The 26,479-nt window shown below is 52.8% G+C and carries 25 protein-coding genes and 1 tRNA gene; 16 read left to right on the forward strand and 10 right to left on the reverse strand.

The genetic code is table 11. The features are described 5' to 3' along the window. The 4 genes from SR894_RS09900 to gloB all read right to left on the reverse strand — a co-directional run bounded on the left by SR894_RS09900 (position 1) and on the right by gloB (position 5,168). The gene (locus SR894_RS09900; RefSeq protein WP_133732854.1) at positions 1 to 1,074 is read right to left on the reverse strand and encodes a microcin C ABC transporter permease YejB; all 1,074 of its coding nucleotides are present in this window, start codon (positions 1,072 to 1,074) and stop codon (positions 1 to 3) included. Positions 1,075 to 1,151: 77 nt separating this feature from the next. After that, positions 1,152 to 3,104 (reverse strand): extracellular solute-binding protein, encoded by a 1,953-nt coding sequence (locus SR894_RS09905; protein ID WP_133732853.1) that lies wholly within the window; start codon positions 3,102 to 3,104, stop codon positions 1,152 to 1,154. Between the two features lie 42 nt (positions 3,105 to 3,146). Next, entirely contained in the window at positions 3,147 to 4,370 is a 1,224-nt protein-coding gene (locus SR894_RS09910; RefSeq protein WP_133732852.1) for a transglycosylase SLT domain-containing protein, read from the reverse strand. A gap of 30 nt (positions 4,371 to 4,400) precedes the next feature. Beyond that, a complete protein-coding gene (gloB, locus tag SR894_RS09915; RefSeq protein ID WP_133732851.1) occupies positions 4,401 to 5,168 on the reverse strand; it encodes a hydroxyacylglutathione hydrolase in 768 nt (255 codons plus the stop codon). A 111-nt stretch (positions 5,169 to 5,279) separates the two neighbouring features. Here gloB and SR894_RS09920 point away from each other — a divergent pair, with 111 nt between their 5' ends. Genes SR894_RS09920 through nudC form a run of 4 tightly spaced genes read left to right on the forward strand, consistent with a single transcriptional unit; the run spans position 5,280 to position 8,160 of the window. Next, complete coding sequence (locus tag SR894_RS09920; protein WP_223289173.1) at positions 5,280 to 6,182, forward strand: class I SAM-dependent methyltransferase; 903 nt, start codon at positions 5,280 to 5,282, stop codon at positions 6,180 to 6,182. Continuing rightward, on the forward strand, positions 6,175 to 6,645 hold the full coding sequence (gene rnhA, locus SR894_RS09925; RefSeq protein WP_022523349.1) for a ribonuclease HI: 471 nt from the start codon (positions 6,175 to 6,177) through the stop codon (positions 6,643 to 6,645). Before SR894_RS09920 ends, rnhA begins: the two co-directional genes overlap by 8 nt. Continuing rightward, positions 6,645 to 7,382: a DNA polymerase III subunit epsilon gene (gene dnaQ, locus SR894_RS09930; RefSeq protein WP_223289172.1), complete on the forward strand. Its 738-nt coding sequence runs from the start codon at positions 6,645 to 6,647 to the stop codon at positions 7,380 to 7,382. The genes rnhA and dnaQ overlap by 1 nt, the downstream gene beginning before the upstream one ends. After that, positions 7,375 to 8,160: an NAD(+) diphosphatase gene (nudC, locus tag SR894_RS09935; protein WP_133732847.1), complete on the forward strand. Its 786-nt coding sequence runs from the start codon at positions 7,375 to 7,377 to the stop codon at positions 8,158 to 8,160. The genes dnaQ and nudC overlap by 8 nt, the downstream gene beginning before the upstream one ends. Positions 8,161 to 8,185: 25 nt before the next feature. On the opposite strand, the gene SR894_RS09940 is transcribed toward nudC, so the two are convergent. Then, a complete protein-coding gene (locus SR894_RS09940; RefSeq protein ID WP_088701392.1) occupies positions 8,186 to 8,497 on the reverse strand; it encodes an SCP2 sterol-binding domain-containing protein in 312 nt (103 codons plus the stop codon). A gap of 181 nt (positions 8,498 to 8,678) precedes the next feature. Here SR894_RS09940 and sohB point away from each other — a divergent pair, with 181 nt between their 5' ends. Next, complete coding sequence (gene sohB, locus SR894_RS09945) at positions 8,679 to 9,722, forward strand: protease SohB (RefSeq protein ID WP_223289171.1); 1,044 nt, start codon at positions 8,679 to 8,681, stop codon at positions 9,720 to 9,722. A gap of 17 nt (positions 9,723 to 9,739) precedes the next feature. Here the strand turns inward: sohB and SR894_RS09950 are convergent, their stop codons facing one another. Next, a complete protein-coding gene (locus tag SR894_RS09950) occupies positions 9,740 to 10,060 on the reverse strand; it encodes an ArsR/SmtB family transcription factor (protein WP_022523354.1) in 321 nt (106 codons plus the stop codon). A 291-nt stretch (positions 10,061 to 10,351) separates the two neighbouring features. Between SR894_RS09950 and SR894_RS09955 the strand changes: the two genes are divergently transcribed. The 3 genes from SR894_RS09955 to SR894_RS09965 all read left to right on the forward strand — a co-directional run bounded on the left by SR894_RS09955 (position 10,352) and on the right by SR894_RS09965 (position 14,186). Then, on the forward strand, positions 10,352 to 12,325 hold the full coding sequence (locus SR894_RS09955) for a propionyl-CoA synthetase (RefSeq protein WP_223289170.1): 1,974 nt from the start codon (positions 10,352 to 10,354) through the stop codon (positions 12,323 to 12,325). A gap of 347 nt (positions 12,326 to 12,672) precedes the next feature. Next, complete coding sequence (locus tag SR894_RS09960) at positions 12,673 to 13,341, forward strand: 7-cyano-7-deazaguanine/7-aminomethyl-7-deazaguanine transporter (RefSeq protein ID WP_133732844.1); 669 nt, start codon at positions 12,673 to 12,675, stop codon at positions 13,339 to 13,341. Between the two features lie 41 nt (positions 13,342 to 13,382). After that, entirely contained in the window at positions 13,383 to 14,186 is an 804-nt protein-coding gene (locus SR894_RS09965; protein WP_133732843.1) for an alpha/beta fold hydrolase, read from the forward strand. A gap of 35 nt (positions 14,187 to 14,221) precedes the next feature. On the opposite strand, the gene SR894_RS09970 is transcribed toward SR894_RS09965, so the two are convergent. Both SR894_RS09970 and SR894_RS09975 read right to left on the reverse strand, forming a co-directional pair. Beyond that, positions 14,222 to 15,607 carry a 3'-5' exonuclease family protein gene (locus tag SR894_RS09970; protein WP_133732842.1) on the reverse strand — a complete coding sequence of 462 codons (1,386 nt, stop codon included), beginning with the start codon at positions 15,605 to 15,607 and terminating at the stop codon, positions 14,222 to 14,224. 40 nt (positions 15,608 to 15,647) lie between these two features. Then, positions 15,648 to 16,784 (reverse strand): ABC transporter substrate-binding protein, encoded by a 1,137-nt coding sequence (locus tag SR894_RS09975; protein WP_133732841.1) that lies wholly within the window; start codon positions 16,782 to 16,784, stop codon positions 15,648 to 15,650. 152 nt (positions 16,785 to 16,936) lie between these two features. On the opposite strand from SR894_RS09975, the gene SR894_RS09980 reads away from it, so the two are divergent. The 3 genes from SR894_RS09980 to SR894_RS09990 all read left to right on the forward strand — a co-directional run bounded on the left by SR894_RS09980 (position 16,937) and on the right by SR894_RS09990 (position 20,043). Next, entirely contained in the window at positions 16,937 to 18,643 is a 1,707-nt protein-coding gene (locus SR894_RS09980) for a potassium/proton antiporter (RefSeq protein ID WP_133732840.1), read from the forward strand. Positions 18,644 to 18,692: 49 nt separating this feature from the next. After that, positions 18,693 to 18,783: transfer RNA gene (locus tag SR894_RS09985), tRNA-Ser, on the forward strand. Between the two features lie 666 nt (positions 18,784 to 19,449). After that, positions 19,450 to 20,043 (forward strand): hypothetical protein, encoded by a 594-nt coding sequence (locus SR894_RS09990; RefSeq protein ID WP_133733710.1) that lies wholly within the window; start codon positions 19,450 to 19,452, stop codon positions 20,041 to 20,043. A gap of 422 nt (positions 20,044 to 20,465) precedes the next feature. Here SR894_RS09990 and SR894_RS09995 read toward each other — a convergent pair. Beyond that, a protein-coding gene (locus SR894_RS09995; protein ID WP_223289246.1) for an IS3 family transposase occupies positions 20,466 to 21,619 on the reverse strand; the annotation gives its coding sequence in 2 pieces (ribosomal slippage) (positions 20,466 to 21,382 and positions 21,382 to 21,619; 1,155 coding nt in all). Positions 21,620 to 21,919: 300 nt separating this feature from the next. On the opposite strand from SR894_RS09995, the gene SR894_RS10000 reads away from it, so the two are divergent. The 5 genes from SR894_RS10000 (at position 21,920) to rpsQ (ending at position 25,920) form a co-directional block, all read left to right on the forward strand. Beyond that, positions 21,920 to 22,405 (forward strand): hypothetical protein, encoded by a 486-nt coding sequence (locus SR894_RS10000; protein WP_133733709.1) that lies wholly within the window; start codon positions 21,920 to 21,922, stop codon positions 22,403 to 22,405. A 95-nt stretch (positions 22,406 to 22,500) separates the two neighbouring features. Further along, the gene (locus SR894_RS10005; protein ID WP_133733708.1) at positions 22,501 to 23,178 is read left to right on the forward strand and encodes a hypothetical protein; all 678 of its coding nucleotides are present in this window, start codon (positions 22,501 to 22,503) and stop codon (positions 23,176 to 23,178) included. Positions 23,179 to 23,255: 77 nt separating this feature from the next. Next, positions 23,256 to 24,436, forward strand: a protein-coding gene (locus tag SR894_RS10010; protein WP_290281260.1) for an IS3 family transposase whose coding sequence is annotated in 2 segments (ribosomal slippage) — positions 23,256 to 23,580 and positions 23,580 to 24,436 — 1,182 coding nt in all. Because the reading frame shifts where the segments join, the coding sequence is not laid out codon by codon here. A 248-nt stretch (positions 24,437 to 24,684) separates the two neighbouring features. Further along, a complete protein-coding gene (locus tag SR894_RS10015; protein WP_133732449.1) occupies positions 24,685 to 25,359 on the forward strand; it encodes a hypothetical protein in 675 nt (224 codons plus the stop codon). 15 nt (positions 25,360 to 25,374) lie between these two features. Continuing rightward, the gene (rpsQ, locus tag SR894_RS10020; protein WP_208862704.1) at positions 25,375 to 25,920 is read left to right on the forward strand and encodes a 30S ribosomal protein S17; all 546 of its coding nucleotides are present in this window, start codon (positions 25,375 to 25,377) and stop codon (positions 25,918 to 25,920) included. Between the two features lie 289 nt (positions 25,921 to 26,209). Here rpsQ and SR894_RS10025 read toward each other — a convergent pair whose 3' ends face one another. Continuing rightward, complete coding sequence (locus tag SR894_RS10025; RefSeq protein WP_322535539.1) at positions 26,210 to 26,470, reverse strand: JAB domain-containing protein; 261 nt, start codon at positions 26,468 to 26,470, stop codon at positions 26,210 to 26,212. Positions 26,471 to 26,479 lie beyond the last annotated feature (9 nt).

The raw sequence follows: 26,479 nt of genomic DNA on the forward strand, positions 1-26,479 counted from the left end.
TCACGACTCCCGAGTCGAAAAGTCGATACGCGGATCTACCCACACGTAGGTCAAATCGGAAATCAGCTTGAGGATTAAGCCGATCACGGTATACAGGAACAGGGTGCCGAATATCACCGGGTAATCCCGCTGCATGACCGCTTCGAAACCGAGCAGACCCAGACCATCCAGGGAGAAGATAACTTCGATCAACAGCGCGCCGGTGAAGAAAATACCGATCATGGCGGCGGGTAGGCCCGCGATAATAATCAGCATGGCATTGCGAAATACATGACCATAAAGCACGCGCCGCTCGTCGGCGCCCTTGGCGCGGGCGGTAATCACATACTGCTTGTGAATCTCATCGAGAAAGCTGTTTTTGGTTAGCATCGTCAGCGTGGCAAAGCTGCCAATTGAGGCGGCGATCACCGGCAGCGTGATATGCCAAAAGTAGTCTTTGACTTTGCCCCAGGCTGAAAGCTGGTCGAAGTCGGGTGAGGTCAAACCGCGTAAAGGGAATAAGTCCCAGTAGGTCCCCCCGGCAAACAGAACAATGAGCAGGATGGCAAACAGGAAGCCCGGAATGGCATAGCCGACAATCACTAACCCCGACGACCAAACGTCAAACCGGGAGCCGTGGCGTAGCGCTTTTTTAATGCCTAATGGGATAGAGATTAAATAGACCAGCAGCGTCGTCCAGAGCCCTAGCGATATGGAAACCGGCAGTCGCTCGATCATCAGATCTGTTACCGGGCGGTCGCGGAAGAAACTGGTGCCAAAATCGAGGGTGAGGTAATCCGCCATCATGCCGATAAAGCGTTCGTGGGCGGGTTTGTCAAAACCAAACTGCTGCTCTAGCTGTTCGATAAAGCGTGGGTCAATACCTCGGGCGCCCCGGGAGTCATCGCTGACCTGGACATCGGCGCCACCCATATCCAAGCGAGTGCTGGCCATGGCGTCGGCGCCTTCAAAACGCGCCAGCATCTGATCAATTGGCCCACCCGGCGCCGCCTGAACAATAATAAAATTGAGTAGCATGATCCCGAAAAGGGTCGGAATCATTAGCAGCAGTCGGCGTAGGGTATAACGGGCCACAGAGCACTCCGAGGTTTATGACGATGAAACCGTTGAAGACAAGCCGTTGCGATTAAGCAGTTGTAATTGGGCCAAAGTTAACGGCCGCGCTGGCGGCGCTGCAGTTCTGCTTCACGGTCGGTGTCTACCCACCACGCATCCAGATCCATGGCGTATTTGGGGAAGGGTTCGGGGTAGCCGAACTTATCCCAAATGGCGATGCGGGTCTCCCCAGAGTGGTAGTGGGGAATCACATAAAATCCCCAGCGCAGCACCCGATCCAGCGCGCGCGTGGCGGTATCCAACTCTTCACGGCCATTGGCACTAATGATTTCCTCCACCAGCGCATCGACCGCCGGATGTGCCAGCGCCATCCGGTTACGGCTTTGCGGTGCCTCGGCGGCGGCGCTGGTCCAGAAGTCGCGCTGTTCATTGCCCGGGTTGTTCGACTGAGGGAAATGACTGATCACTATGTCATAGTCATAATTACGCTGTCGGTTTAAATACTGATTAATATCAACGATACGCAGCGACGTCTGCACACCCAGGCGGGCCATGTTACGGAGCATGGGCTGCACCACCCGTTCAAGCCCTGAGTCGTAGAGCAGCACTTCCAGACTTAAGGGTCGCCCGGTTTGCTGGTTAACCAGTACGCCGTCTTCAACGCGATAGCCCGCTTCGCGGAGTAAGTCGAGCGCTCTGCGAAGCCGCTCGCGCAGCTCGATGGGCTCATCGATAGGCAGTGGCTGAGTAAAGAGACGGTCAGAGCCATGAGAGGCCATCAACTCCTCCCGGAAGGGCTCCAACAGTGCCAGTTCCTCCTCAGAGGGTAAGCCGGTGGCTTCCATCTCTGAATTTTGGAAAAAGCTCTCGGTGCGCTGATAGGTGCCGTAAAAAATATTGGTGTTGAGCCACGGGAAATCGAAGGTCAGGCTCAACGCTTCCCGCACTCTGGGGTCTTGGAACTTTTCTTTACGCAGGTTGAAGACAAACGCCTGCATCATCGAAGGGTTAACGTCCGGTACCGTTAGCCGCTTTACCAAGCCCTCTTCATAAGCTGGAAAGTCGTAGCCAATTGCCCAGGTGGCGGCGCGTGCATCGATACGAAAGTCGGTGAGACCCGCTTTAAACGCTTCCCAGGCAATATCCCTATCACGGTAGTAGTCGTAAATGATGCGATCAATGTTGTATCGGCCAACGTTGACCGGTAAATCTTTACCCCAATAATCATCATCACGCTGATAAACAATGCGCCTACCTGGGTCTACTTCGCTAATGCGGTAGGGCCCGGAGCCTGGGTGTGCCGCAAGGGTAGGGGAGGAGAATTCGCGGGGCTCCCAGTAGTGGCGGGGAAGTATGGGCAGTTGGGCGACGATTAACGGCAGCTCTCTCGATTGAGTGTCGTTGAAGGTGAACCGTACCTGATGCTCATTGAGGGCGATGGCTTCTTCCACCCCCGCGTAGTAACTGGCGTAAAACGGATTTCCCTCTTCGCGGAGCAGGTTAAGCGAGAACACCACATCGTAGGCGGTGACAGGCTCTCCGTCTTGAAAACGCGCTTCAGGGCGCAGGTCGAACTCAATCCACTCCCTTTCAGGGTCAAGGCGCACGCCTTCGGCCAGCAAGCCGTAGAGGCTAAAGGGCTCGTTCGGGTTGCTGGCCATAAGGGTGTCGTAAATTTGTGAAATGCCGGTAACCGGCGTACCGCGAATAATAAACGGATTGGTTGAGTCAAAGCTGCTCCCCACGGCGGTATGGGTAATGGTGCCGCCTTTAGGGGCCTGTGGGTTTACATGCGGGAAGTAGGGGAAATCGGCTGGTAGCTCGGGGCTATCGTAAAGCGATAGCCCATGAACTGTTTCAACCGGCACCACGTTGTTTGCGTCTGTATTCAAATCACCCACCACATTGGAGTTGGGGGCGGTGATAGACGAATCGCTGTTAGACGACTCTGACGCTATCGTGTCGGCGTCTGAAGCCAGTATTGAAACGTTGAACAGCAGGCCACTGATGAGTAGAAGCGTTTTCGCAAAAAACAAACCACGCGGCATTGGAGACATCCCATGTGAACAAAGCCAACTAGTTAACCCGGTTTAACGCCCTGATAGTGTCAGCAGCTGGCCTGGTTGCAGAGCGCCGGGGCGGTCAATCGAATTCCAGCGTATAAGGTCTTGCTGGTCAATATTATATCTGGCCGCGATCGCAGAGAGGCTGTCGCCTCTTTCAACGCGGTGGGTATTGCCACTACTGTTTTGCGCAAATGCTTGGTTGCTGTCTTGTGTTTGATTGCCGTCCTGCGCAAGTTGCGCAAGAACCTGGGTATCCACTTCTTCAGGTACCAGCAGCGTTTGTGCACTGCGGGGGTCAATGCTGCCATTGAGCAGACCGGGATTTAATTCGGCTAACGCAGTTTGGCTAACATCCAACAGTTGAGAAGCTTCTGAGAGCGTCACAGCGTGGTCTAGCTTAACTTTAGCGAAGGCCGGATCAACGTGTATTTCCGGCAAGCTGACACCGTACTGCTCTGGGTCGTTAATAATCGTCGCGATGGCTTTCAGCTTGGGCACATACTGCATGGTTTCATAGGGCAGCGAAAGATCCCAGTACTCACCGTTTAGGCCCTGGCTTTGGGCCTGGCGTTGAGCGCGATTAACGGTGCCAGCGCCGGCATTATAAGCCGCTAATGAAAGCATCAGATCGCCTTCATACCACTGGTCGGCCTGCATTTCCAAGTAGTCCAGCGCTGCCTCGGTGGAGGTCAAAACATCTAACCGGCCATCGTAGTTTCCGTTACGTACCAAGCCCAATGCATCACCGGTGCCGGGCATAAACTGCCATAGCCCTGCAGCACCGCGATGACTTCGCGCGCCGGGGTCAAAGGAGCTCTCGACAAAGGGGATTAACGCGACTTCACCGGGTAGACCGCGCTCGCTAACCTGCTGGGTAATCCAGGCAAGCCAGGGGGTGGCTCGTTCGGTAATCGTGGCAATGTTTTCGGGGCTGGAACGGTAGTACTCAATCCATTCGTCTACCCGCGCTTGGGCCTCGGCAGGCAGTGACTTCTCTTGCCACTGAAAGCTTTTCCGCAGCGTTGTCCAGGCGTCTTGGGGTTTCAGTTCCAGCGCCTCCCAAAAATGGATTTGGAACGGCGTGGGGTGTGGTTTTGTAGCATCTACTGATTTACTGGTTGATGCAGTAGATCCTTCATAGGCTGTCGCAGAGGCTTGTGAGCTTGCCGCAGCGGCTAACATTAGGCCCATTATTACGGTACTGCCCGCGCTCAGCATCAAGCGCTGGCGAATCGTTCGATAGGTCATAGTTGCATTCGTTTGGTTTCGATAGCGTTCTTAAAAACGGTTCTTCCACTCACGCAGAGTGGTGAACGTAGCGAGATCATCATTATTAACACCCTGGGTGCCTGCCGCTTGGCGCACGCTATCAGTGCCCACGCGAAGGTAGGGATTAATTTTCAGCTCGCGTCCTATCGTGCTGGGTAAGGTGGGGCGATCCAATGCCCGCGCCTTTTCACACTCCTGCAAGGCGTGTTTAACGTCTTCGTTTTCAGGATCCGCAGCACGGGCAAACGTCAGGTTTGCCTGAGTGTACTCATGGGCTGCAAAGACCAGTGTATCTTCAGGGAGTTCCGCAAATTTTTTCAGCGCGGTGTACATTTGCTCCGGGGTGCCTTCGAATAGACGACCGCAGCCCGCGCAAAAAAGGGTGTCACCGCAGAACAGTAGTGCAGGGATACCGGCTGTGAAGTAGCTGATATGATCCAGCGTATGGCCGGGGGTCGCCATGACGTCAAATAAACGCCCCATGATGCGGACTTCGTCGCCATCACCCACGGTTTCATCGATGCCTTCAATCTTGGGATTGTCGGGGCCGATAACGTGTGGAGAGTAGCGTTTAATTAACTCTGCTAAACCACCCGTATGATCATGATGATGGTGGGTAATCAGAATGCATTTGAGGGTAAGCGACTCACGTTCAAGAAACTCGATCACCGGGGCAGCTTCACCGGGATCCACCACACAAACGCTTTGGCTGGTATCTTGTCTTAATAGCCAAATATAGTTGTCGCTAAGGGCGGGGATCGGTGTCACGCTCATCATCGGCGAGATCCTTTAAGTTACGAAAAAACACATCAAACATTGCGCTTATTAGCGCTGAATCGGTGCGTAAAAGGCGTTAAAAAGCCGTTACTGTGGAGGGAAGCGCTGTTCATGTCAAATTCGACGACGGCCACGACACTGGCTAAGCGCTTACAAAGTAGCCAGCCTTATTGGCAAACAGAGGCGGGGCGTTCGCTGTGGGAAACCCAGCGTGCCTGCTTAGGGCCCGTGGTGGAATCCCGTGTGGGCGGCCACAGCTTGGAAATGAGCATGGGGCCGGCATTGATGACCATGTCGGCCATTGCGCACCCCATACGCTGGTCGCCTACGCATCAGTTAGCCGAAAACGATAGCACCTTGGTATGCCCACCGGATCAGCTTGCGCTGCCGGATCGCTGTTTAGATGTGATGGTCATTCACCACTGGCTTGAGCAGTTAACCGATGCCCACTTCACGCTCCAGGAGGCCGCGCGTGTCACTGCTGACAACGGCATTATGGTGCTGTTTGGCTTTAACCCTATCGGCGTGAGCGGCCTTACCCGGCAGTTGCGAAAGCGCCAACAGACCTTTCCCTGGAGCGGTACCTGGCGCTCGGCTAGCCGCCTGCGGGACTGGTTGGCGTTTGTCGACTTTGAGGTTGAGCGGGTAGACTATTGCTGTTTTCGGGGGCGGATGAATGCCAAGTGCGGTGAGTATTGGGAGTCGTTAGGGCGGCGGCATAACCTGCCACTGGGTGAAAGTTATATGATTCAAGCACGCCGACAGCAGCGCCAAGCGCCGGTGCAGCGTTTGAGATTTGGTTTGAAGGCGCCAGCGTCCCCGGCGTCGCTGGGTGTTACCCGCTCAGGTTCATCCGCCCACTATCAAGCTTATCAAACGCCTCCCGCTGGAACATCGCAAGCCAAAACGCGGCAAACGGATAGGTACACAGCTGATTCAAATAAAGCTGATCCACAGAAGCCTGTTTTAAATAAATCTGTTTTACATAGACCGGGGGATCAAGAGATTGACTAAAGAGGCGGCGGGAGATCTACCTCGGGTAACGGTGTATACCGATGGGGCTTGTAGGGGTAACCCAGGGCCTGGCGGATGGGGTGTCGTGCTGGCGAGTGGCGAGCATGAGAAAACCTTGAAAGGCTATGAAGCAGATACCACTAATAATCGCATGGAGTTAATGGCCGCGATAATGGCGCTACGTACGCTTAATACCCCTTGTGAAGTGGCGCTCTGGACTGACTCCCAATATGTTCGCCAGGGGATCACCCAGTGGATTCATAACTGGATCAAGCGCGGCTGGAAAACCGCTGCCAAGCAGCCGGTCAAAAATGCCGAGCTGTGGAAGACCCTGCACGAAGAGACCCAGCGTCACCAGGTCGAGTGGCACTGGGTAAAAGGGCACAGTGGGCACCCAGGCAACGAGCGCGCCGATGCGCTGGCCAATGAAGCGATTGATGAGCACCAAAAAAGGAGAGCATGATGCGTCAGGTGATCTTGGATACTGAAACCACGGGTATCGACCCCAAAGATGGCCATCGCCTAGTCGAAATTGGTGCTATTGAGATGGTCAATCGACGCTTCACTGGCCGCACTTATCATCAATACATCAACCCTGAGCGGCATATCGACGCTGAAGTCGTCGAAGTTCACGGGATTGATGACGCCAGAGTTGCTAACGAGCCGGTATTCGCGGCCATTGCCGATGAGTTTTGGGCCTTTATCGAAGGCGCAGAGCTGGTGATTCATAACGCTCCGTTCGATGTGGGCTTTATTGACCACGAGCTGAGCATGTTGAATCGGCAGCGTAAATCTCCTGTGCTGGGGCCGGTAAGGGATCATTGCGGCGTATTAGATACGCTGACCATGGCTAGGAAGATGCACCCCGGCCAGCGCAACAGTCTTGATGCATTGTGCAAACGCTACGATATCGACAACGGCCACCGGGTGCTGCACGGCGCACTGTTAGACTCTGAAATCCTCGCCGAAGTGTACCTGGCGATGACCGGTGGGCAGACCGCGTTAACGTTAGACGCGGCCTCCGCAGCGGAACAGGAGCAGGCGGATACCTCCAATGAGGGGATGTCGATTCAGCGGCTTTCTTTAACGCCGGGCCAACTGCGCGTGGTGCGGCCCACCGACGAAGAGCGAGCGGCCCACCAGGCCAAGTGCAAGGCGCATCAATTGAACTGGTTTGAGGGTGCGGCCAGCGATGCTTAGGCGAGAAATTCCCCATCACGAACAAGCAGGGCGGGTGATTCGGCTTTCGCGTAGTTTATTGGCGCCCGCACCGTTAAACGGCAGCGAAGAGTTAACCCCGCTGCAGCCCTATCAACCCTGGACAGAGCAGATGCAGCCGCTATGTTACTGGGATGATGAGCCGGTGGCGCTGCTTGTGGAGTCCCAGGCCGGCAACGATTGGATTGATGGTCGGCAATGGATGAGCGAGCTTTCAACCGCTTGGTTTAGCCTGCTCTCCACGGCGCTGCAGGTAGGTGCATGGTTAGAGAATCACCGATTCTGCGGCCGCTGTGGGGCACCGGCCACCAAGCTGACTGCGGAATTTGCTATGCACTGCCACGCCTGTGGACACCGCAACTATCCGCGTATCTCACCGTGTATTATCACGCTGGTGACCAGCGGGGAGGCGATGCTGTTGGCCCGTAGTCCGCGCTTTCCACCCGGGCGCTACTCCACCTTGGCGGGTTTTATCGAGCCGGGAGAGTCAGCGGAAGAGGCGGTGCACCGGGAGGTGTTTGAGGAAGTGGGCGTGCATATCGATCAACTGCGTTATCACCAAAGTCAGGCGTGGCCATTCCCGCACTCGCTGATGTTTGGTTACTTCGCCGAAGCCACTACCCGGCGCATTCGCATCGATGGGGTGGAGATTAGCGATGCGGCGTGGTTTTCGCCTCGTCAGTTGCCCTCTCTGCCGCCGCCTTACTCGATATCCCGGGAGCTGATCGAAACCCATTTGGCACGCTGGCGCGAAGAGTAAGCGGCGCCGCGTGCCGATATGATGATTACTCGCTAGGGAATAAGCTAGTCAGCTTAGTGGCCAGCATGACATTACCGGTCGCTTTTAGCTTACCGGTCATAAAGGCCGTCATGCCATTGATCTCACCGCTCATAATCCCTTTTAGCGTGTCAGTGGTAAGGCTCAAGCTGACAGAAGGATCGTCATGCTCACCCTCTTGTACGTCCAGCGTGCCATCCTGGATATTTAAGTAGTAGCTGCCTGCATCGGTAAAGTGAAACTGGAAAACTTCATCCATGCCCTTTGCTGCTGCAGGATTAAAACGCGCTTTTAGCTTCTCAAGGGTGTTGTTTGACATAACATATCTCTCGGTTAAGTAGATCAGGCTAAGGCTAGCGACCATAGCCAAAAGAAACAATCGTAAAGGCAAGCGAGGTTATTTCATACGGGCGTTCCAATCAAGCGCGCTAGTCACTATCAACAAACGCATATACAACGCACGAGCTATAAAGGAATTAATCCTCTAATGGAGAACGTCAATGAGTGAATGGGTAGCAGAGATAGGCACCTTTGTTGTGCAAACCACCATCGTGATGGCGCTAATAGGCTTTGGCCTGCTGCTGATTGCACGAACCAAGCAGGACAAAGAGAGCGAGCTGAAACTCACGATCGAACCACTTAACGATCAACGCCGCCGCCGTGTTCGGCGTTTGCGGCTGGCTGCCACGCTTCCTGGTGCACGCAAAAAACTGCTGAAACTATTTCGTAGTGAAGATAAAAAACGTCACAAAGAGAACAAAACGGAGCAGGATGCCGCCTCAGCGGCGCGGGTTTGGGTGCTCGACTTTCACGGCGATCTGAAAGCCTCGCAAACCGAGCATTTTGCTCAAGAGGTGTCGGCCATCATCGGTGTCGCTGCTAAGGAAGACGAGGTAGTGGTGCGGCTTGAGTCCGCGGGTGGACTGGTGCATGCCTATGGGTTGGCGGCGGCCCAGTTAGACCGGCTGCGCACGGCGGGGCTAAACACAACCGTGTGTATCGACAAGGTGGCGGCAAGCGGTGGTTACCTGATGGCCTGTACCGCGCAGCACATTAAGGCCGCGCCCTTTGCAGTGATTGGCTCTATCGGCGTGGTGGCGCAAGTGCCCAATATTCATCGTCTGCTAAAGCGCCACGATGTTGACGTAGAACTGCTGACCGCCGGTAAATACAAGCGTACCTTAACCGTGCTGGGTGAAAATACCGAAGAGGGCAAAGCAAAGTTCTTGGAGGACTTAGAGAATACGCACCGCTTGTTTAAAGGCTATGTGGCAGAACGGCGTCCCGCCATGGATATCGATACCCTCGCCACAGGCGAAATTTGGTATGGTAGCGAGGCATTATCGCTTCAGCTTGTCGACAGCGTAGGAACCAGCGAAGCCTATCTGGTTGAACGTATGAGCGAGGCGCAAGTATTCACAGTGAAGCTAGAAGCCCCTAAAACCGTCAGTCGTAAACTGGGATTGGCCATTTCAGAAGGCGTTGAAAAAGCGGCGCTGAAAGCGCTTGGCCTAATCGACGCCGCTGGGTGGCAGCGGCGCTGAGGTTAAATCTTGGAGCGTTATGCGGCGTAATGGTGTGCCAAGGTATCAATCACGGCCTTGGCACTTTCGCTGCTTAACGAGTAGTAGATGGTTTGTGACTCCCGTCGGGTATCGACGAGCTCATCACGCCGCAAAATAGCCAGATGTTGTGATAGTGCCGACTGGCTTAACGCGAGTTGTTGATTAATTTGCGTCACTGACAGCTCTTTCTCGGCAAGCAGGCAGAGGATTTGCAGCCGTTTTTCATTGGCCAACGCTTTTAGCAGGTTGGTTCCCGCCTCAATAGCGCGACAGTTATGTTCAAGCAGGCGTGTAGCGGCGCTTGTAGAAGCAGACATAATGATCTCCTTGCCTACACTGTTACTTCAGCGTTTTTATAAGCATTATTTATAAACATTGTTTTATAAGTATGTTTTTATAAACAGTGTTATTCGTTGTCACGGCATCGTCGCGTCGCGAAGATTATTTATTCAATGATCAGTAATTTAGTGAGTTTTGTCCAAGCTGCTGTTTAACGATTAATCAATGGTAGTAATTCGTCATCTTGTCGACAATGTCGGTGCCTGTCTACCGCTTTGGTCGCTATTTAGCCCATAGTATGAGGGCGAAGTGTCGGTTTCCTTTATACAGTGTCAACAATCTTCCTTAAGCGTTACTACAAAAAAGATAGGGACACCATGAGCCACTACCAACACACCTTCCAACGCTCCATCGAACACCCTGAATCGTTCTGGGCCGAACAGGCCAAACGTATTCCCTGGTACACACCACCTAAGACCATCCTCAGCTACGATGAGCAGAGCGCTGGAACAGCGCATGCCCGTTGGTTTAGCGACGGTGAAATGAACCTTAGCTACGCGGCACTGGATTACCACGTCGAAAATGGGCGTGGTGATCAGGCGGCGATTTTCTGGGATTCGCCTGCCGCAAAGGCTAAGCAGACCATTAGCTACCGCGAAATGCGCGATAAAGTGGCGCATTTCGCAGGGGCGCTGGCGCAGTTGGGCGTTACCAAAGGCGATCGTGTGGTGATCTATATGCCGATGATCCCCGAAGCCATGGTGGCCATGTACGCCTGTGCCCGGCTTGGTGCCATACACTCGGTGGTATTTGGTGGCTTCGCCCCCCACGAACTGGCGGCACGGATTGAAGACGCCGAGCCTAAAGTGGTGGTTGCCGCTTCCTGCGGTATCGAGCTGGGCAAGGTATTGCCCTATAAGCCAATGGTAGACCAAGCCGTTGAATTAAGCGCCCATAAGCCGGATGCCTGTGTCGTTTATCAGCGTGAAGCGCACCGGGCTGAATTGGAGGAGGGCGATTACGACTGGGAAGAGTTGGTTGCCAACGCCCCATTTGCTGAGTGCGTGCCGGTGAAGGGAACCGACCCGCTGTACATCCTCTATACCTCAGGCACCACCGGAAAACCCAAAGGCGTTATGCGCGATACGGGTGGCTACGCGGTGGCGCTGGCCTATTCGATGCAGGCGATCTATGCAATGGAGCCCGGTGAAGTGTTCTTTACCGCTTCGGATGTGGGCTGGGTCGTCGGGCACTCCTACATTGTTTACGCCCCCTTGCTAGTGGGTTGCACTACGGTGGTATACGAGGGCAAGCCGGTAAAAACCCCCGACGCGGGCAGCTTCTGGCGGTTAATCGAGGAGTACCGGGTGAAGAGCTTCTTCACCGCGCCCACGGCGTTTCGCGCGATTAAGAAAGAGGATCCCGATGCCAAGCTGCTACAGAACTACGATATCAGCAGCCTAAAGCATCTTTACGTGGCCGGTGAACGCCTCGATCCACCCACGTTTCACTGGCTGGATGACCTTTTGGACGTGCCAGTGATTGATCACTGGTGGCAAACTGAAACCGGCTGGCCCATCGCCGCTAACTTGCCCGGTATAGAGCCTGTGCCCACCAAGGCTGGATCCGCAACGTTCCCCGTTCCTGGCTTCAATGTGCAAGTGCTCAACCGCGACGGCGAGCAGGCCAAACCCATGGAGCAGGGTAGTGTGGTGATCAAACAGCCCATGCCACCTGGTTGCTTGACCGGCGTATGGCGCGACGAAAAGCGCTTTCATAGTGCCTATATGGCGGCATTCCCCGGCTACTACCTAACCGGCGATGGCGGTTATTTCGATGAGCAAGGCTATCTGTTCATCATGGGCCGCACCGATGACGTCATTAACGTGGCAGGGCACAGACTCTCGACCGGTGAAATGGAAGAGGTGGTCGGTGCTCATCCTGCGGTGGCTGAGTGCGCGGTCATTGGGATTCATGACGATCTAAAAGGGCAGTTGCCGATCGGCTTGGTGATCCCGAAAGATGGCTTTGATGGTGATGAAGCCACATTGGAGGCCGAACTGATTGCGCGGGTTCGCGAGCATATTGGCCCGATTGCCTGCTTCAAACAGGTGTTAGTGGTTGACCGCTTACCCAAAACCCGCTCTGGTAAAATTCTGCGCAAACTTCTGCGTACGATTGCCGACGGCAAAGAGTTTGGTATTCCCTCCACCATTGATGACCCCACCAGCCTTGCCGATGTTCACGCCGCCATGCGCGAACGCTCGGTAGGCGCTGCGGACAAAGCCACACCGCTGGATTGATGCGACTAAATTAGCCAAGTGCGAGGGCAGATTGAAGCGAGGGTCTTTCGCCATGGCCGGAAAGTGTTCCCGACAATTCCGGCATTTCCGCCATCCATGGCGGTCAGATGGCGAAAGTAGCGCCCAAGGATGGGTTCACAGCGCCCTCGCGGAAACCTGCCCTCGCCACGATTGCATGCAGATTGCCAGGGGGTGGCAGCTTGCATAGCTTAGCTTTTAATATTATGCAGAAGCCGTATAATGCGCTCCCCAGAATGGCGTAGGGTTTTGTTACAAGCTGACCGAATGCGCTGACTACCCCGAGGGTTCCCTAACCCCTCTTCTCTATTAAAAAAAGGTCTACCCGCATGTTTGCATTGAGTGAGACTCAGCACCGCCGTTGCCTAATGGTGATGGTGGCTTTCCATATCGGCATTATTGCCGCCAGTAACTATCTCGTTCAGCTACCGTTTACGCTCTTTGGCTTTCATACCACCTGGGGCGCGTTTAGCTTCCCGTTTATCTTTCTAGCCACCGACCTCACGGTGCGTCTGTTTGGTAAAGGGCCGGCTCGATCGATTATTCTGCGCGTTATGCTTCCCGCGCTGTTGGTCTCCTATGTGGTATCCGTGGTATTTCCCCGCGGCAGCTTTGCCGGGATTGAGGCTCTTTCGGAGTGGAATCTGTTTGTCGCCCGTATCGCCCTCGCCAGCTTCCTGGCCTATGTGATTGGCCAACTGCTGGATGTTCAAGTGTTTGACCGCTTGCGCCAGTGGGCATGGTGGGTGGCGCCCGTTTGCTCAACGGTGTTGGGTAACCTGGCCGACACCTTTGCATTCTTCTCGGCGGCGTTCTATAACAGCCCAGACCCGTTTATGGCCGCCAATTGGGTAGAAATCGCCGCCGTCGACTACGCGATTAAGCTTGCTATCAGCCTGCTGTTTTTCCTGCCGCTGTATGGCTTGCTGCTTGCCTGGCTAACCCGCCGCTTGGTGGTTTGGACAGGCCAGGTGGACGCCGAGCCCCGCACGGCGTAATCGCGTAAACAACACAGAGACCGCAAGGCTTAGGAGCTAGCATGACTGACGTTGCCACCGTAGATCTCCATTTTATCGATATGCCCGCCGAAGAAGCCGCCGCAGATACCACCCCGCTGGTGGTGATTCATGGCTTGCTGGGAAGTGCCGATAATTGGCGTTCGCACTTGAAAGTGTGGCAGCGCAGCCGCCGGGTGATCGCGCTGGATCTGCGTAACCATGGCCGCTCGCCCCATGCAGAGGGAATGCGTTACGCCACCATGGCGGATGACGTTATCGCGCTACTTGATAAGCTCTCGATCGAGCGCGCTCACGTGCTGGGGCACTCCATGGGGGGCAAAGTGGCGATCAGCTTGGCGCGCCTGGCGCCGGAGCGGGTGGCGTCGTTGATCGTGGCCGATATTGCTCCGGTGGCTTATGAGCATGGTCACGATGATGTGTTCGCCGCGCTGGACAGCGTACGAGAAGGGCAGCCCAAAAATCGTCGTGAAGCCGATGACCTGCTGGCCGAGCATGTGGACTTCCGGCCTACGCGGCTGTTCTTGGCCACCAACCTGGTGCGCAATGACGATAACGTCATGGCGCTTCGGGTAGGCTTAGATCAGATCAAACGCGGTTATAGCGATATCATCGGCGTGCCTGATGGCGAGCAGCCTTTTGAAGGCCCGGCGTTGGTTCTTCGTGGCGGCGATTCCCACTACGTGGCTGACGATATGATCCCCGCGCTGCGTGAGGTGTTGCCCCGCGCTCGTGTGGTAACGCTTAAAAATGCCGGTCACTGGCTACACGCCGACCAGCCGGAAGCCTTTCAGCAGGCGGTCGAGGCGTTCGTCGACGCCCAGTAGATACACGCGCAGTCATACAAACAAGCGCAGCCTAATCAGAGCGGAGTGACCGTTAAGCCGTGCTGCTCTGGATAACGCAAGAAACGGTTCAAAATTCGGTAGCTATCCACATCGAAGCTTGCGGGCGTGTCCGCAAGCGTTTGCGCGTTGTTAAAACTAGTCGCGCTGCCCAGATAGCACCATTGGCGAACGACATGCCATGCAGACGCTGTCGCGCCCGCTGACTTCTCCTCAATAGCAATGCTGCCCGGCCAGGGCCACACGTTAACCTGAAGCTGGGTGAGTGCTTCCTGCGCCCGCTGGGTATGCGCTGCTATCGTCTCCTGCCCATTGCACGCCCCACGGCACTTGCCCACCTGATTGGCAAAACAGCGCCCCTTGCCTTTTTCAAGCCCCAACACCCGAGGGCAGAGCTGGTGCTCTTCGGCAATGGCGCGCAATGCGTTCTTGGCCTCGCGTGCATTACGAAACAAACCATACAGTGTGCCGCCTAGAGGCTGGGTTAGAGCGTTACCGCTGAGCAGCTCAGGGTGGTCGGCTCCTTCTGCCCAGTGCCAGGTAGTTAACTTGCGCTGCTTGCGCAGTTGCCGGTTCATAATCGGCATCAACGTTTTAACCAGCTGCGCTTCACGCAATTGGGCGCCTAAATCGCCAGCGGTCTCTTCCCACTCGATATGCTGAACCTGCTGGGCGAGGCGCATCTCTTTGTCGTCTTGGTGGTCGCGCTGAAAGTGCCCCAGCACGCGGCTACGTAGGTTGATGCTTTTGCCCACATACAGGGGCAGCCGATTGTGGCCGTAAAACAGGTAAACCCCAGGGCAGGCGGGCAACCCTTCCAGCTGCGCGCTATCCAGGTGGGCAGGCAGCGTGCGGTGGCGACGCTCATCGCCCAGCAGGCGCTGCCACGCTTCATCACTATGCTCAACCTGCCACGCTTGCCAGAGCGACCACAGCGCATCGACATCGTCTTCGGCACGGTGATGGCGGGTGGGTGTAATACCGTAGCGGTTAAGCAGCGCTTTTAGGTTGTGCTGGCGCTCTTGGGGCGCTATCCGTCGGGATAAGCGCAGCGTGCATATCAGCGATGCACGGTAATCCTGGCCGGCGCGCTTAAATTCGTTGCGCAAAAAGCTGTAGTCAAAGCGCGCATTGTGGGCTACTAACTGCCCGTCGCCCAACCACTCCCGGAATGATTCGGCTATGTGTACAAAGCGTGGCGCATCAACCAGCATGTCGTCGCTAATTCCGGTCAACTGAGTGATTTGCCCGGGCACTTTGCATTCTGGGTAAATTAAGCTCGTCCAACGATCCACCAGCTCACCGTTAACGACTTTGAGAGCGGCTATCTCGGTAATTCGATCCCGCGTCGCCCGGGTGCCGGTGGTTTCAACGTCTACAAAAATTAAAGCTGTTTCGCTCATGGGCCGCCATGGTAGTGGATGGAAAGCGATCAATACGTGGTTATAAAGCGTGGGGATCTACGGCTAAACGCGATACGGGTAGCGTTGCGTCAGTAAGGCCCATTTTATTTAGAAAGGTTTCAAAACCAGCGTAGCGGCGGCTATCTAGTGCCGCGGGGCTCAGCGCCATACGACGCAGGATATCTTCCCAGGCGTTGGCGTTAATGTCATTTTCGAGCACAGGGTGCGCGCTAATCAGCAGCTTCCAGGCGGCGTCAGGGTTGTCGATAATCCAGTGGCTGGCTTGCTCAAGGGCAAGCACGAAGCGAGACCAAGTATCAGCGCGGCGGGCAAGCGTATCGCTATTAGCCAACACCACCAGGCCGTCATTTCGAGGAATGTCTAGCTCATCGAAGCGAATGACGCGGGTGTTAATGCCTTCAGTCGCCAACTGCTGGGGAAGGTAGTGGTAAAAGCCATCGGCGACCGCATCAATCTGACCTTCCCGCATGGCTCGAATGGGATCGAAGTGCAGGTTGATAGGCGGGTTGAAATCATCGGTTTGCTGTACCGAGCGGGGAAGTAAACGCGGAATGCTCAAGTCTCGGCCTTCACCGGTGGTATAACCGTAGTGTAACCCTGCCAAGGTATTTTCAGTTTCCGCCTGCTCTTCGCCCGTCACGATGACCGCCGTTAGCGACGTTTCGATCAATGTCGCGATCCGGGTGATCGGCGCACCGTTATGGACATGTAGATGGAGCAGTGGCTGGCGGGTCAGCGCCAAATCGACTTCACCTGCGGTTAGCAGCTTGATAGCGATGGAAGGGTCGGCCGGTGACTGAATCTCCACCTCAAGGCCCTGGGCAGCGTATAGCCCCCGCTCTTTAGCAATCACCAAGGCGGCGTGCTGGGGGCTCAGGTACCAATCCAGCATTAGCGTAATGTGTTTAACCGGCGGTGGTTCGAGCGGCGGTGCCGGGGTCTGCGCCATGGTGGGCACTTCCTCGACGCTTTCGCTGTCATCGGTTCGCAAAAATGCTTCCGGCACCTCCACGTCTGTATCTAGCGTCAGTGGGGGCGTTTCTTGAGGGCTTTCTTCACTCTCTTCATTTGCGTAAATAACTGAATTAGAAAACAATAAGGTAACGATGAGACTCAACAGAATAGGGTGCCAACAGCGTGAGAGGCAACGCAACATAGTCAGAAACTCCAGGGGTTGTAACGGCGAAGTGTAGCCGCCTGGGAAAGCTTCTGACCAGCCCCTTGAGTATAAGGGGACGCTGAGAAGAGACAGTAAATTCAACGGTTACATGCAATAATAGCGCTGTATTGATGTAGAGACGGAGAGTCATGGACGCAATTTATACGTTCTTTTTGGTAGGCGGTTCGCTAATGGCGCTCAGCATTCTGGCCAGCCGTCTATCGTCGATGATGGGTGTGCCGCTGCTGCTGATCTTCCTTGGGCTAGGCATGCTAGCCGGTGAAGAGGGCGTGTTGGGCGTTGAGTTTGATGACTACTCCATGGCCTTTGCCATCGGCCATCTAGCACTGGCCATGATTTTGTTAGACGGTGGCTTACGTACCCGCCTCAAAACCTTCCGGGTGGGTTTTAAACCCGCGCTTTCCCTCGCGACCTTCGGTGTCTTTATCACCAGCGCCATTGTTGGCGTTATCGCGATGTGGATTTTTGACCTAACAATAGTGCAGGGCCTGCTGGTGGGCGCCATCGTAGGTTCAACCGATGCCGCCGCGGTTTTCTCCATGCTCAGCGGTCGCGGCGTTAATCTCAACGAGCGGGTAGGGGCGACGCTGGAGATTGAGTCGGGCACCAACGACCCGATGGCAATTTTCCTCACCCTGATGCTGGTTGAGCTGCTAGTGGGTGATATTGGCGGCCCCACTGAAACCCTGCTGTTTTTTATTTCCCAGTTTGGTATTGGTTTGATTGTCGGGCTGGGCGGCGGTTGGCTGAGTGCCAAGCTGCTGCGCTGGCTCGATTTAGCCCCGGGCCTTTACGCCATGTTAGCGCTGGCGCTGGGGTTCAGCGTGTTCGGTTTAACCAGCGTGCTTGGCGGTAGTGGCTTTTTGGCGATCTATCTTGCCGGCTTGATGATTGGTAATCAGCCCGGACGCCACCTTAACTTTATTCTGCCGGTGCACGACGGCTTGGCATGGCTAAGTCAAATCGGCCTGTTCCTGGTGCTTGGCCTGCTGGTGACGCCCAGTGAGCTATGGGACGTGGCGCTGCCCGCGGGTTTAGTGGCCCTGGCGCTGATCTTTATTGCCCGCCCGCTGGCCGTGCTGATCACCATCAAGCCGTTCTTTAAATTCCGCTGGCGGGAAACCTTCTTTATTGCCTGGGTGGGTTTGAGAGGGGCGGTGCCTATCGTGCTGGCGATATTCCCGGTCATCGGTGGGGTCGAAAACGCCTCGCTCTACTTTAACGTGGCCTTCGCCGTGGTGTTGATGTCGCTGCTCATTCAGGGCGGCTCGCTGACGCTGATGGCCAAGTGGTTGAAGGTGGAAGTGCCGGTCGGCACCGTGCCTAACCGACGCGGCCCGCTGGGCATCCTGCCGGAAAACGACTTTGAGCTGTTTGTGTACGGGGTCGAGAACCAGGATTTAGAGGACGTGCCTATTCGGCTGCTGCGTTTTCCATCAGGTGCTTTGATTTCAGCACTGTTCCGCGACCACGCCATGCTGCACCCGAAGGGCAGCACGCGCTTGAAGCTGGGTGATGTGATTTGCGTGATCGGCCGCTCAGAGGACTTGTACGCGCTTAACCGACTATTCAATGGCGATGCCAAGCTCAAGCAGGAGCGCGCCTTCTTCGGTACCTTTACCCTGGATGGCACCGCACAAATGCAGGATATCGCCCAAGCCTATGGCCTAACGCTCAGCCCCGGTGAACAGGAGATGACACTGGCGGAGTTTATCGCCCTGCGCGTGGGTGGCCACCCGGTAATCGGGGACGACGTCGATTGGCATGGCATTCACTGGGTGGTCAGCGATATGGAAGGCGGAAAGATTACCCGCGTCGGGTTACGTTTGTACTAAAAGGCGTTGACTTCCAAGGGAAAGCTGTTATTATACGCACCCATAAGCCGGAGGGATGGCAGAGCGGTTGAATGCACCGGTCTTGAAAACCGGCATAGGTTAATAGCCTATCCAGGGTTCGAATCCCTGTCCCTCCGCCACCTCGATACTGAAAAGCCCCTGATTCGTCAGGGGCTTTTTTCGTTTATTGGCTCTGCGTTTCTTCCTATTAGCCCCTCTACTAAATGCACCGGTCTTCCACTGTGTCCAGAATGTGTTTGGAAATTCTGAAGCACATCTGCCCTCGGGTTGCTCATACCGCGATTTCCTAAACTCATTAAATGAGGTCAGTTAGCGCTTCAGGATTTTGTTCGGCGACGTGTAACAGTGTCCGTGCAATGTCTGTAGGCACAGCAGCCTTGTTCCCAACCGCGAAGCATGCCAGGGATTACGTCCAGCTTAGCAAACTCACCTCGAGAGAGGCCCCGTACGATGGCGAATTTCAGCCGCCTTTTTCAATGGATTTTTCATGCCTATGCGTATGAGTGGTGACAGCCGCTATTCCTTCAGATACTGTTATCTTAAGAATTGTGAGTGCTTGGATTTGGCTGGAAACGACCCAAAGCAGACATACCGGCAAAAGCGGCATGCTGGCTCAATCGGGTTAAGCAGCCGTCACTATAATCTATGTTATGCTGACTATTTATACTTAATTTTTTAATTTCAATGGGATAGGTCGTGAAAGAAAGGCGATATAACCAGAATAAACGCGCCGTCGGGTTCATTCAGTCTATGTAGACGAACCTATAATCACTGTTAGGCATGCCATGAAAATTGCAGACCACATCAAACAGTCCTTGGACGCTGCTGATCGAGGTGAGCTAGACCAAGCGCTTCTCTCTGCTTGTATTGCCGTTGATGGCACAGCCAAGAAGATGTTTCCTGGTGAACCAAAGGTTGGTGAGCGGTTCCGCAGATTTATTAACGAGTACCTCGACATAGTTGAGCTAATGTTTGGTGGGTTGAACCTAGAAGAGACCGTCTTTCCCTTCAAAAATTCGAAGGGGAACATCGGGATACGGTTTGCTGACGTCATTTACGAGAAGTTTCGTTGCAATCTCGCGCACGGCAACGAACTGCCAGATGGTTATGGGGTTTCGGTGCAGATCGCCAAAGGCCATCAGCGGTTTATGATCAATATCCAGAATGAATCAATGACTCTTCCTCAGAGCGCAATTTATGCGCTTGGATTGGTATGCGTCCTCGCTCCGGTGAACGCCGATCAGAAAATTGGCAGCAATCTTTATCATTACATGGACCCCATAAACAGCTATGTGATCGATCGTTGGTGGGGGAAAGTTGACTGCGCGAGAAAGATCATGGATTTTGACTCGCCGGTTAGAGTGAAAATGAATTTCTGAAATATGGCTGACTCTTTAATGAAGGCTGCGAGAAATGGAGATGCCTAACCAGTGGCACCAGTCGGAACGTTTTTCCGCTCCTTCGTCGCTCCAAAACGTCCGCTGTGCCAAGCGTTATATTTTTGGAGGTTGAAAATTGGACATTAACCTCATAACGGCCCTTATCGGTATTTTGGCTGGTGCCATGGGGTATTGGTTTGCCACCTTTTCGGTACAACCAATACTAAGATTTCGAGAGATTCGGGCACGGGTGCATTCTGAGTTCATCTTTTATGCTCAGGTTATAAATGCTGACAATCTGAATGACGAGATGAAAGAGTTGCATAGTGAGCGCATCAGGTCTAATCGCAAGTCTTCAGCTGAACTTTCCGCAGCCTACATAGAGCTTCCTGGTTGGTACAGACTGAATCGCCCCGAGTATTCTAGACACCCGTTAGGCTCTTAAAGTAACGCCTTTCATACTCAACCGGTGATAAGTTATCACTTGTCCCGTGTCGGCGCTTTGGGTTATAGAACATTTCAATGTAATTGAACACGTCACGTCTAGCCGCTTCGCGTGTCGAATAAATCTGTCGCTTGATTCGCTCTCGCTTGAGGAGTTGAAAGAAGCTTTCAGCAACGGCGTTGTCATGACAGTTACCACGTCGACTCATGCTGCCCACCAACTGATTAGCTTTCAGAAAGCTTTGCCAGTCTCCACTGCTGAACTGGCTTCCTTGATCCGAATGCACCATCACCGATCCTTGCGGCTTGCGTCGCCAGACTGCCGATAACAAAGCATCCAGCACTAATTCCGAGGTCATACGAGACTTCATCGACCAGCCAACCACTTGACGAGAAAACAGGTCGATAACCACCGCTAAGTAAAGCCAGCCTTCGTATGTTCGGATGTACGTGATATCCGTCACCCAAGCAACATTTGGCGCTGTTACTTCAAACTGACGGTCTAAATGGTTAGGTGATACAACAGCCGGTTTTCCACCGCCATAGCAGCCAGGGCGTCGTCGGTAGCCCGTCTGGGAGCGTAAACCTTCCCTACGCATCAGGCGGGCCACTCGGTGCTTACCGCAGGCTTCGCCAGCCTCACGCAAATCCTGGTAGACCTTGCGATAACCATATACACCGCCGCTTTCAAGCCACGCATGCTTGACCAATCCCAAGAGACGCTGATCATCCCGGTCTCGATTAGACAGTACTTTTTTGCACCATGCGTAGTAGCCGCTAGGATGCACGGCCATCATGCGGCACAAACGCCGTATCGGATATTGGCTCGCATGGTTTTGAATAAACGCGTACCTCAGTCGGACTCCCTGGCGAAGTACGCGGTGGCCTTTTTTAATATATCTCGCTCTTCTGACACGCGCTTTAGTTCAGCCTTCAAACGACGGTTTTCAGCGTGGAGATCATCATCTTCTTGTCGTTGTTCTACCGGCTTATCGTAGCGCTTGATCCAGTGGTACAAGCTGTGGCCTGACACGCCTAACCGCTCAGCGACTTCGGCAACGCGATGGCCGCGCTCTACCACCTGTTTAACGGCTTCGATTTTGAATTCTTCAGTGTAACGGGGACGGTTCATGGATCCTCCTAGATGCCTTTAGTATAAGGCCTAGAGGTGTCTACGAAACCCGGGGCGATTCAGACGCTATCTCAGATGGAGAGGGTGCAGACCTGAAGAGGCCGTGAGAAATCTAATCGGATACTCGAATACCTATGACTATAATGATGCTCATAGCCTTGAAGACAAAATCAAAAAGGCTCTGAATCTACCGAGAGAAATATAACCAGGCCAGGCACGGCGACGGCTTTTTCGTTGCGGCTTCGCCTCTACTACAAAGGCGCGCATGCTGCGGTCGCTATACACACTAGAGAGTTTTCAATGCAAGGTGCTGAAGTCGCAGAGGCAGTTAGAAAGAAGCGTTTCCTTATCAATGCGCTTCTCTTTTCGGCGAGCCTCCCGTCGGGCGGGGGCTCCGATCCTGCGTTGAAGCATGCAGTTACAGGTCACTTTCTGCAGGCGGTGGTTCTAGAGCTTCTGGTTAAAATTTTCTACGAGTTAGATACAAATAAAGGAGCGCCATTCACCCACAATCTTCCTAGGATTTATCGAGATCTGAAGAGCGCTACTCAACAGCATATTGAGGCAAAATATGACGAAGCACGCGAGAGAAAGCGTAAGCTATTCGTCCAGATTCCCGATGTTACATTTCACCCGTTCAGTGATGTACTGCGGAACAATGAGAAAACAGTGAAGAATTTTAAGTATGACGGGATGGGCGTGGATAGTAACTCAGCTTTCGACTCGACATTTTTTCAAGAGATATTTTCATACATTGATCAGCGTGTGGATCAGTTGAGCGTATAACAAGTGCAGGCACGGCGATGCCCTTTACATTGCGCCTTCGGCTCCATTTCAAGGGCGCGCATGCTGCAAGCGTTATATTTCGAGGGAAGCATAGTGTGTCAGTAGAAAAATACGCCGAAAAAATAGCGAGAGCCGACTCAATAGCGTTTGTCAGGCGCGTCATGTGGAAGTCGCTTGATGAAAGAATACGACAGGTCTTTGATGAGCACTCGGAATATAAGTCAGCGCTGAATCAATTTGGTGGCCTTTTCATCAGGAGGGCATGTGATGATGAGTCAATTCGGTCATCTGGTTTATTAGCGTCTCAGCATATAAATTCGACCCATATTTTTACGGGCCATCGACTTCTTGGGGTTTCACTGGTTGATCAAGAAAAGAACAGTCTAAAAATTGCCTCTGAAACCAATGCCCAGCTATGGTATTCCCAAGGCCCTTCTGGTCAGGTTCTGGTTTTCGTCGCACCTTACAGATCAAATGCTGGAGAAATAGAAGAAAAAGAAATCATAATAGGAAAGTATAAAGAGCCGGCATCCGTATCGGTTGCCAATGTGAAGCGCCATTTTAGAGTGTTCTTTAAGTATTGTTCCTGCACAAGCCAGCATTCGGCCAATAGCTTGCTACATTTCTTGTACCGGAAAAGACTGATGATGAGCGACTTTAGGTATCGAAGTGATTTCAGAGCCAAAGCTTTAAACGTGGTGGAGAGGGTCGCAATATTGATAGTAGGTGGGGCGGCAGTTTGGGCATCCCTATATGCGGGTGGAAAAATATAACAAGGCTAGCCACGGCGAAGTGGACTTCCCCCAGTTCAGTGGACACGCATCGATAACTCCGCAGGAGGAGAAATACGATGCCGGAGATGATCACGGGGAAGAAAACTCAGCAGTACAGCACTGAGTTCAAGGTCAAAGCGGTGGAGTGGAGTCACCAGGCCCACCGGAGTGTGAAAAGCGTCGCCGAAGCGCTGGATATTCACCCTTTCATGCTGTCACGCTGGCGTAAGGAATACCGAGAGGGAAAGTTCGCCATGAAACGGGTAAAGAAAGCGCCAGCAGACGCCAAGAAGAAGATCCAGGAACAGGATGAGGTTGCCCGCCTGAAACGCCGGATATCGGAGCTTCAGGAGGAAAACGACATTCTAAAAAAGTTTCAACGTTTTCAGGCCGAGGAACGACGGAAGCGTTCCGGTTCATCTGGAAACACCGACGAGACTACAGTGTAAAAGCGCTGTGCAGACATCTGAAGGTGTCGCGGTCTGGATACTATGCCTGGGCCAACCGGGAGCCCAGCAAGAGAGCCACTGACAAGGCAGACTTGTTGTTGAAGATCAGGAAGATCTACGACAACAGTAAAGGCCGTTATGGTAGTCCTCGCGTTTACCAGACGCTGCGCCGAGAAGGCCTGGTGGTCGGAGAGAATCGGGTCGCGAAAATTATGCGGGAGTGGGGCATGAAGGCCCGCTCTGATCGTGTGTACCGCCGATTGAGGAAGCTCAGGAATGATCTGAAAACCCTGCCAAATTATCGACTTGAGGCAGCGAGGCCGACTACGGAAAACCAGCAGTGGAGCAGTGACGTCACGTATATCAAGCTTGGCAAGAAGTACGTGTTCCTGGCGGTAGTGTTGGATCTGTACTCACGCCGCATCATCAGTTGGCGCTTGGGGGCGAGTCTGAGCGCAAACTTTGCCAGAGCAACGTTGCGGGAGGCCTTCACAAGCCGTAAGCCGGATTCTGGCCTGTTGTTCCATACGGATCGCGGCATCGAATACCGAGCTCATAAGACACAAGCGCTGCTGAAGCAGTACCAAGTAAAACACAGCATGAACCGACCTGGTCAGTGTACCGACAATGCCGAGGTTGAATCGTTCTTCAAGACCCTCAAGGGCGAATTGCTGCACGCCACCAGCTTCGTGACGATGCGCCAATTACGGAAACATATAAAAGCCTATATTGAGGGCTTTTATAATACCCAACGGCTGCACAGTGGCCTTGGTTACCGGACTCCGCTAGAGTTCGAAGGAATCAACTGATGGGGCGTGTCCATTTTATTGGGGGAAGTCCAACCCCTACTACATTGCGGCTTCGCCTCCATTCCGTAGCGCGCATGCTGGCTGGCGTTAAAGCGCTATATCAGTGGCTCCTAAAAGGCTGCTCCTGGCCGGTTGAAGAGCTTTAGCCTATGCTTATAGCGTAGATGAATTAGTTAATGGCTAAACTGGTCATTCTGGTAAATGCAGCAGGCATACTTATCCAATAAAACAGGAAAGGGGATATAGCGATGATGTTGGAAACATTTTCTAGTTTTGCAAGCATTATTGGGTTGTCGTTGCAGTTGGTTGAAAAATATAAACGACAGTACCCTGAAGAAGTTAGCAATGCTCTTTCAGTCCTCAAAGCCATGTCTGTAACAGGGCAAACTTGGAAAGAAGTACACACAAAATATCACACTATTGAAAGAAACATAAATGTCGTTCTTTCTCCGATTCAAGAGATTAGTAACGGAGCTCTGAAAACACTTCCTAAGAATGAAGTGAACTTTCACTTGTTGAGACAGTCCTTTTTTGATCCAAATTGGCAAATTTTTATTGACTCTCATGAAGCAGATATCAAGCCGTATATAGATACACTTATTCACGCAGATAATAAAGCCAGCCAATATGGAGATCAAGTGCTGTCTGATCTTAGGGAAAAAGGACAATTCCAAATTGCCGAGAAGATAAGTGTTATAGTAATAAATCAGTCCAAAATAGTCGAGCTACATAGAGAGTTTATTAGTTTTCTAAGAATCATGAGATCAGAGCTAAAAAATGATAGTTGGGGAGAGCAGCAGGCAGAATTAGTTATAAATAATAGCGGGTTGCTTAGAACACGGTTGCCAATGATTATTGGAAATACCGATCGAGTTTTGATGGCTATACTAGATCTCTACAATTTAACGATAAATGAAATTTAATTATAGGGGTGTCTTATGGATAGTACGTCTGAAACTTCTCAAACTTTCGAGAAAAGTAAAAATATTGAGAGACGCTTCTTAGAGCAGAAATCTAGAGGAGTTTCTGGTCTAGATTTAGTATTGTCATTACAGTCTGATTTGGCTAAGCTCTATGAAGATATATCGATGCTTCTTAGAAAGAAGATCTGCCTAAGCGATTATGATGAACTTCATAGAATATTGAACAAATGGGATTCTATCTATTCCTATTATGGTTTAGATTTTGGTAATATTAAGATAGAAAAATATAGATCTTATGATCCAGAGTTTTTGGCGAAAAATAGTTTTAAGAAATATATAAGAGGGGTGGTTATAAAGTGTGGAATGCATAAAACCGTGACTGTATTGGTGCAACGAAAGGTCACACATCATCCTACAGGTAAACAGATTCCTAGAAATACAAAATATTTAGTTCATGACCCTTATAGTTCTTGTAAAATCGGGGATGAAGTGTTGGCTTATGAAACAAGGCCAATTTCTAAGCGGAAAAATCACGCCTTTTTTCGAAAGATTTACCAGTAGCATTTTATAATAAATTTGTGAATCGGCTTCGCTTACTGCTACCTGAATGCTATATCAGTCTTGTCTAAAATACTACTTTTGGCCGTTTGCCGTATTAACCAAAAATGAAGGCTTGCCTCGTTATAGGAGCTGCCCTGATGGGCCGCACCATTTTATCCCAACATCCACCCAAAATTCTCCTTCTTGAAAACGACCTAAACCACCACTTCCCACCACAACATGATCAATTATCCATATATCCATCAGCCCCACCGATACCTTCTGTCGCACGGTAATACGCCGGAATGCATCATGGGTTCAGGATAAGCGCTCGGGTGATTGTGAATTTGCATAACGACGGCAGCGTTGAGGGGAGTGTGGCTTTGAGCACTTGCCTTGGGTAAACGCTAGCCGCATCAATAGTGCCTCGGAATGGCTCCTCAAAGTGAATAACGCGGTGACGGCTGTCAAATGAGCACGCTGAAGACTTTGTGCTCAAACACTTGTTGACGCCGCCCATAGCACTAGCTTGCTTCGGGAAGAAATTTATTAAAAAAACCAAATTGGTCATTTCTCTACT

Source organism: Vreelandella neptunia (assembly GCF_034479615.1).
GTDB lineage: Bacteria > Pseudomonadota > Gammaproteobacteria > Pseudomonadales > Halomonadaceae > Vreelandella > Vreelandella neptunia.